Annotated in this window: 8 protein-coding genes; 1 reads left to right on the forward strand and 7 read right to left on the reverse strand. The window is 64.9% G+C overall.

Annotated elements, in window-relative coordinates:
- Window positions 1-101: 101 nt before the first annotated feature.
- The 4 genes from KVY23_RS24605 to KVY23_RS24620 all read right to left on the reverse strand — a co-directional run bounded on the left by KVY23_RS24605 (window position 102) and on the right by KVY23_RS24620 (window position 3,274).
- Window positions 102-611: a helix-turn-helix domain-containing protein gene (locus tag KVY23_RS24605; protein ID WP_206511558.1), complete on the reverse strand. Its 510-nt coding sequence runs from the start codon at window positions 609-611 to the stop codon at window positions 102-104.
- A gap of 154 nt (window positions 612-765) precedes the next feature.
- A complete protein-coding gene (locus tag KVY23_RS24610; protein ID WP_206511557.1) occupies window positions 766-2,361 on the reverse strand; it encodes a multicopper oxidase family protein in 1,596 nt (531 codons plus the stop codon).
- A 314-nt stretch (window positions 2,362-2,675) separates the two neighbouring features.
- Window positions 2,676-2,822 carry a hypothetical protein gene (locus KVY23_RS24615; protein WP_158050535.1) on the reverse strand — a complete coding sequence of 49 codons (147 nt, stop codon included), beginning with the start codon at window positions 2,820-2,822 and terminating at the stop codon, window positions 2,676-2,678.
- A 155-nt stretch (window positions 2,823-2,977) separates the two neighbouring features.
- Window positions 2,978-3,274 (reverse strand): SHOCT domain-containing protein, encoded by a 297-nt coding sequence (locus KVY23_RS24620; protein WP_374108769.1) that lies wholly within the window; start codon window positions 3,272-3,274, stop codon window positions 2,978-2,980.
- Window positions 3,275-3,481: 207 nt separating this feature from the next.
- On the opposite strand from KVY23_RS24620, the gene KVY23_RS24625 reads away from it, so the two are divergent.
- Window positions 3,482-3,676 carry a hypothetical protein gene (locus KVY23_RS24625; RefSeq protein WP_230558518.1) on the forward strand — a complete coding sequence of 65 codons (195 nt, stop codon included), beginning with the start codon at window positions 3,482-3,484 and terminating at the stop codon, window positions 3,674-3,676.
- A 108-nt stretch (window positions 3,677-3,784) separates the two neighbouring features.
- Here the strand turns inward: KVY23_RS24625 and KVY23_RS24630 are convergent, their stop codons facing one another.
- The 3 genes from KVY23_RS24630 to KVY23_RS24635 form a co-directional block, all read right to left on the reverse strand.
- Window positions 3,785-3,967 (reverse strand): HAD family hydrolase, encoded by a 183-nt coding sequence (locus KVY23_RS24630; RefSeq protein WP_230558519.1) that lies wholly within the window; start codon window positions 3,965-3,967, stop codon window positions 3,785-3,787.
- A 220-nt stretch (window positions 3,968-4,187) separates the two neighbouring features.
- Window positions 4,188-4,262, reverse strand: a complete 75-nt coding sequence (locus tag KVY23_RS25355) for a wax ester/triacylglycerol synthase domain-containing protein (protein ID WP_206511559.1) — start codon at window positions 4,260-4,262, stop codon at window positions 4,188-4,190.
- Between the two features lie 57 nt (window positions 4,263-4,319).
- Window positions 4,320-4,691, reverse strand: coding sequence for a cupin domain-containing protein (locus tag KVY23_RS24635; protein ID WP_230558520.1), 372 nt, complete (start codon window positions 4,689-4,691; stop codon window positions 4,320-4,322).
- Window positions 4,692-5,252: the final 561 nt, after the last annotated feature.

Raw genomic sequence — 5,252 nt, forward strand, 5'->3', positions numbered from 1 at the left:
CATCTGCGAGATGCCCTTCGTTGTGGCCGAATTTGATCCTCGAGAAATCTCATTCTTCCACTACGACAGGGCATTTCGTGTCTGCGACCCGCGCTTGGTCGCTACCGAATCGGTGCAACCAGGTTAAGTGGACCTATGCTGGTCAGATGGATATCGAGCAGTCCGGTCCCGTCGGTGGGATTGACTACCCGCGCACTTTTTAGGAGTTTCTGGAGTGGTTTCCCGACGATTCCGCGTGTGCCAACGACATCGAACAGATTTTCCTGGAACCGCGGGTCTCCGCTGACCGTGAGCGTGTCGACCTTCCACGGCTTCAGATTGTGGTCGGCCCAGATCTTCGCGACGGCGTCCTTGCCGATCCCGACCCGCGCCGCCAGAGATCGGGTGCTCCAGTGCGTCGAGCCGCCCGCGGGCCGCTCCTTGTGCGTGAAACGCAGGACCGCCTCGGCCGTGCCCGGTGGCAAGCTCGGCTTACGTCCGCGGCCCTTGGCGATCACCCCGACCCCGTCCATGCCCCGCTCGGCGAACCCAGAACGCCAGCGACCCACCGTATCCGAGTCCACTCCGCAGCGACGGGCGATCTCCTCGTTGGCCACGCGTCGCAGGCCCACAGCAGTCCCCGCGCTTGGACCACCTGCCGATGCGACAAAGACGTCGACGCGGCCATCCGCTCCAACTCCCCCCGCTGCTCAGCGCTGACCGACAACGCCACTGCAGTCACAACAGACATGGTACAAACTACGATGCTATTCCACAGACAGACCACTAGGCGGTGTAGTTGAGCTGGGTCATCATGCCGGCGTCCATGTGGTAAGCGTTGTGGCAGTGGAGCATCCAGTCCCCAGGGTTGTCCGCGATGAGGTCGACCGCGACCGACCTCATCGGTAGAACGATGACGGTGTCCTTACGCGGCCCCGGGGACCCGTCGGGTTTGATCACCTGAAAGGTGTGCCCGTGCAGGTGCATCGGATGCCACATCATGGTCATGTTGGTGAACGTCAGACGGGCCCGCTGGCCCTGCCGGATGGTCAACGGCTCGGTGTTGTCGTACGAGCGACCGTTGATGGTCCAGGCGTAGCTCATCATGTCCCCGCCGAGATCGGCCCGCAGGCTCGCATCGGGCTGCCTTTGAGGCAACATCACGTTCTCGGCGGCCACAAAGTCGTCGACGGTCCCGACCCGGCCGTTGAGCTCGGCAGGCTGGTACGTCGGCGCCGGTGCGGACCCGGCTCCGGTGTTCAGCAGGGCCCGCCCCTGCGCGTTCTTGCCTTCGGCCGCGGCCACCAGGGGGAAGACGCCGTCCTTGACTGTGACGATGACGTCGTAGCGTTCTCCCATTCCAAGCAACAATGCGTCGACCTCGACCGGCACAACGGGGAAGCCGTCGGTGTGGGTGACGGTCATCTTGTGGTTGGCCAGCGCCACGCGGAACGCGGTGTCCGCCCCGGCGTTGATGATCCGGATCCGTACGCGCTGACCGGGTTTCGCCGCGAACGTGGTCGGGGCCTCGGGTATGCGCCCGTTGACCAGGTAGTAGGGGTAGCTGACATCGCCGGCATCGCCGCCGAGCAAGGCACTGGCGCCCACACCGTTCGGCGTAGCTGCACCGGGTGCGGGTGCGCTGGTCGGTTGGGCCCCCTGATCCATCCCGGGCATGTCGCCCATCCCGGACATGCCCGGCATGCCGCCCGACCCGTTGCCCATGGATCCCATCCCGCCATTGCTCAGGTCGGAAAAGATGTCCTGCGGGTTCTTGCCGACGCCGTCGGTCCAGTCGTCGAGGACGACGACCCACTCGGCATCGTAGGTTCCGGCCTCGCCGGGATCGTCGACGATGACCGGCAGGTAGAGCCCGTAGTCGGTGTCCACACCGGCAGCATGCGGGTGCGCCCAGTAGGTGCCCGAGTGCGGGACCGAGAATCGGTAGGTGAAGCTTTCGTTCGGCGCGATGTTGGGGCTGGCGGGCATCGCCCCGTCCATATCGTTGCGGAGCGCGATGCCGTGCCAGTGGACCGATGTCGGGTGGTCTAGACGGTTCGACAATGCCACGGCCAGCTCGTCTCCGACGTTGGCGCGGATGGGGGTGCCGGGCAGTGTGTCGCCGTATACGAGGGTGCTCACCTTGGGGCCACCGAGATCGATCTCGGCGCGCTGCGGTGTGAGGTTGTAGTTCACGGTGCGACCGGTGTGGGGTCGGGCGGCTTCCGCTGCGGCTATTGCCTTTTCATTGACCGCGTTGGCGCCGGTGGTGGGCGCCGATCGGGTGCAGGCCGACAGGGCGAGTCCGCCGAGCCCGACCCCCGCGGCCGTGAGGAACGCCCGTCGGCTGAGTCCGAGTGGGGGCTGGATGTGCGCGCTCATATCGTTTTCTCGGTGTCGTCGTCGGTGTGGTTGTCCTGACCCGGCGGCGGAATTCGCAAGGTTTCGCCGAGCACTGCTATCGCCACCCTCGGCACGAGGCAGCAGCGCGTCGCCCGCGCCTGCGAAGCCCTCGACGGCCGGGCGACGCTCAGCGCCTGCCACCCTTCACCCGACGCGATCTTCCACCAGAGTATTGCCGCGCAGGCCGCTGCGATGAGTTTTCGTCTGGCCAGAGGGCACGGGCAGCTTGCTGCGTGCCGACGGAATCGCCAGCTGTCGCGTCCGGGTCGGTCGACCCGAGCTGCATAGGTGCGTCACATCGGCATGTTCATTGGTGGCATGTTCATTGGTGGCATCACACCCATCTGGTGCAAACACATCATCATCATGTGCATCATCTTCATCATGTTCATTGCTTTCACCTCCTCTTGTGCGTCGGGAGCGGTTTGCAGGCGCAACACGGAAACTTCCGTTCCGTAGAGGGCCCGCCGGCTCAGTGCAGGGCGGCCGGTGGAGTCACTCGCAGCGGACGAGTCCGGGACGGACTACCTACCCGGCGGGGCCTGATATCTCACCGTGTGCCAGGCCGCCAGGAGCTGAGTCTTCGTGTGCGTGGTCATGGTTGTGCCCGCCCACGTAGGGTCGTTAGCCGGCTGAGGTATTCGTTCTCGTCGATCTCACTGCGAGCGAACCGCTCAGCAAGCAACTGCTCTGCTGTGTGCAGCGCGGGCGGCTGGGCGCGTTGTTGTCCATCCCGACCCACGAATCGGACCAGCAGCACGATGCCGGTGATCAGCACTCCCCAGAACAGGACCATCCCGCTGATCATCAGCACGTATCCCCAGCCGCCCGGATCGTGGTCGTACCAGTACATCACTGTGATCTCCTCCTCGATGCTTGGCGGGGCCGCCATTCGCGGAACCGCGAAATTGATCAGCCCGCGCGGGCGCTGGAGAGCCCGTATGACCACTCTGCTCCCGAAACCATTCCGAGAGCAGGGTCTTTCTGCCCCCGTGAACGGGTCCGTGGACCCCCCGGGGGAACGCTCGGGGGTGTCGGGATAGCGGTCGATCTGAACTTGGTCTGTCTGATACGCCGGGCTTCGCGGGGAGGATCGATGATGACCGAAACACTCGATCCCATGGATCCCATAGCTACCGATGTGGACCAGCAGCAGATGGCCGACCAGCTCCTCGCGCAGGCCGAGGAGGCCCGGAACTCTTCCCGAGAATCGCTGGTTGCTGGGTCGAGCGGCTCAGACTGCGCAGACCTGTGGGAACACTCGGCGGTCACCAAACGAATCGATGCTCGGTGAGTCTCCGTTCAGGGTCAGTGACTTTGATTGCCGAATACTGTGTGATCGGGCCTGCGACGACGAGATTGGCGATCACCATCGGGATGGTGGCCAGCTCATCGCGGACGATCACCGCTCAGCCGTCTGGAGGGCGAGATCGGAGCCGGCGCGGCCCATCGCAATTCCGGTGTGAGCCGCGGCGAGTGCGGGGGCGTCGTTGACGCCGTCCCCGACCAGCAGCACCCGGCGACCGGAGTCTTCGACGTCCCGCACCGCGGTGACCTTGTCCTGGGGCAGCAGTCCAGCGCGCACGTCATTGATACCGACCTGCGCCGCGAGCGCGGGGGTTTTCGCTGCGTCAGCAGCACCGGAGCGGTGCCGGTCAGGGCGATCAGTTCGGCCACGGTGCCGCGTCCACCGGCCCGCAGCTGGTCTTCCAGACCCAACACGCCGATGGAAACCTTATCGACGAGGACGACCACCGCGGCCTCGCCTACGGCCTCCATCTCGGCAGCCGTGGTGGGCACATCAATCAGGAATCGGGCATCTTGGTGAACATCGCGATCCGGCCGTCCGCGAGGCCCTCGATGACATGTGTTTCCCAGATGCGTCAACGCATCAAGGCCACCGGAGACGGCCCGTAACCCGGGGTGCTGGCGTTGGGTCACGACAACTTCGCGACCGTCAACAGGACCGCTGAGTCCACCAACGCTTCGAGGCTATGCCGCGCGTCGGGCACGATGAGCAGGTCACCCGTACGCCCCTCCCACGACAGATCGCCGGTCGAGAGCCTGACCCGACCGGCGATCTGCACCGTCGCCTCACCCGGGTTCGAATGCTCCTTGAGAACGGCGCCCGCGATCATGCCGATGACCGTCTGCCGCAATACTTTCTCATGCCCGCCGTAGACAGTGTCGGCGGTGTGACCACCACCCGCGGTGGCCGCCTGTTTGAGCTGCTGACGTCCCCGACCCGGGGACGGTGCGTATCGCGATTCCCAACCTGCCTGGTCGCGTGGCCGCCGGCGAGTTGGCACGCTTGTCGGATGCGATCGCTGTGATCGCGGAGCTGTCAGAACGGGTCGGCGCAGAGCTCGGACGCCGGTTACTGCGTGATGACGATAGAGGTGGCGGGACCAGTGTCCTGACTGCAACAGCCGGGGACCAGTACGGGCCAATTGTCGTGCAGCGCATTCAGTATGGAAGTCTATGGTTCCAGCAGCTCTTGGACGCCGCTCCGGCCTTCGGGGCTGGGGCTCTGGCAGCTTCGGGCACTACGGCAAATCGTCGTCAAGCGCGCGCGAAGAGCCGAGGATGCGGGCCGTGTCTGGTCATTCATGCTGACGATGGCGCGACGCAGTGAGCGGGACGAGTACTTCGCAAGGCGGGATGCGCGAGCAAGGGCGAATACCGCTGAAGAACTCTTACGAAGAGCTCGTGCCGATGCCGACACCGCAGAGCACGATAGCCGTCGAGATAAGCCCGAATGCACCGATCAACTGATGGCGTCGCTGTGAGTTTGGTTGTGCGGCTTCGAGTGGAGTGCGGGCGTGGGTGATCGTCCGACCTCTCGTGCCGGGTTGTTCCACTGGGTCTTT

The sequence above is a fragment of the Rhodococcus sp. I2R genome (genome assembly GCF_020889545.1).
In the GTDB taxonomy this organism is placed as follows: domain Bacteria; phylum Actinomycetota; class Actinomycetes; order Mycobacteriales; family Mycobacteriaceae; genus Rhodococcoides.

Bases quoted from the DNA above. Each gene is read 5' to 3' on its own strand.
- KVY23_RS24610 (WP_206511557.1), bottom strand. From the start codon at position 2,361: ATGAGCGCGCACATCCAGCCCCCACTCGGACTCAGCCGACGGGCGTTC.
- KVY23_RS24620 (WP_374108769.1), bottom strand. From the start codon at position 3,274: ATGGCGGCCCCGCCAAGCATCGAGGAGGAGATCACAGTGATGTACTGG.
- KVY23_RS24625 (WP_230558518.1), top strand. From the start codon at position 3,482: ATGACCGAAACACTCGATCCCATGGATCCCATAGCTACCGATGTGGAC.